Annotated in this window: 1 protein-coding gene and 1 pseudogene; both read right to left on the bottom strand. The window is 51.9% G+C overall.

The window, feature by feature from the left end; genetic code table 11:
• Positions 1-146 (bottom strand): annotated as a pseudogene (locus MR062_RS17800) (PorP/SprF family type IX secretion system membrane protein); the annotation flags it as partial.
• A 27-nt stretch (positions 147-173) separates the two neighbouring features.
• Positions 174-1,229, bottom strand: a 1,056-nt coding sequence (locus MR062_RS17615) for a T9SS type B sorting domain-containing protein (protein WP_242206744.1), incomplete at its 5' end; no start/stop codon positions are given.

The raw sequence follows: 1,229 nt of genomic DNA, 5'->3' as shown, positions 1-1,229 counted from the left end.
TAGTCACCTATACCCGCAAAGGTCGGCGATACCACAAAATCATTGTCCGCCAAATATTGCGTATATACCGGCAGGTTAAGCTCCTGGCCATAACCAAACGTTACGGTAAGCAGAAAGAAATATAGTAATAGGCATTTTGTCTTCATGGTCTTAATGTTTGAGGGTTAACATGGTTAGCGGTACAGGGTAAAGTGGCCCACAAAATCGCGGTCGTCCTTCTTGTCGTTGAGCTTCACCACATACCAATAGTCCCCAGAGGGAAGCTCACGGCCATTGTACTTGCCGTCCCATTTATCGTTTACGCGAAGCCTTGCCACAACACGCCCATAGCGGTCATAAATGTCCACCGTCAGGTTCCTGTAGCTGTCCTTGCCGCAGCCTGGGCCCCAATTGTTCCCCTGTCCCGGGGTAAAGTAATTGGGGATACAGACGTCTATATATTCAAAATAGCCCGATGCCGTTGCCGTACAGCCATTGCTGTCGGTAACCACTACGGTATAGTTGCCCGTCTCGTAGATCTGGAAGGTACTGGTGCTGCCATAGGGCTCGCCGTTGAGCTCGAACTCATAGTTCCCCGTGCCCCCCGTGGCGATGGCCACGATCTCGTTGATATTGGTCCCTTCCTCCAGTACGACCTGCAAGGGCTCGTAATTGGGGATGTCGAACGGTTCCGTTGGCTTTATACAGCCATTGGTGTGCCTTACCTCTATATAGTGCCCCACTCCCGGCAGAACATCGGTAAATACGTTGCTGGACTGGTACGGGCCACCGTTCAGGGAATAATCGACGTCCGAAGGGTTCGTTATGCTTTCATCAATGGTCACCGTTACCGTATTGGTCGACAGGTTGTTGGTACAGCCAAACTCTATGGCCACCTCTGGATCGAGCCTTACAGATTCCGGGAAGGTGATGTTCCACTCCGATTCACAGCCCTGGGCATCGCGCACATATACGATATGGTCGCCGCCCGAGAGCCCCGTAAAGTCAAACTGGGTCTGCGTCGCACTGCCCGTGGCATAAGGGCCGTTGATATCGTCCAGCGCTACACTGTATGGCAAGGTTCCGCCAGAAATATCGATACTGAACTCCCCGTCCATATCGCCCTCGCACACCTCTGGAAGTATGGAGTTCGGTACGATGCTCAACATCACTGGCGCCGCTTCAATAATTTCAATGTCCTCAAGCAGGACATAGCACCCCAGTTCATCCTGTACGATAATATCGTAAAG

Source organism: Aestuariivivens insulae (assembly GCF_022662195.1).
Lineage (GTDB): Bacteria > Bacteroidota > Bacteroidia > Flavobacteriales > Flavobacteriaceae > Aestuariivivens > Aestuariivivens insulae.
Note: the sequence above shows the minus strand (reverse complement) of the source record. Positions and strands in the feature narration are given on the sequence as shown.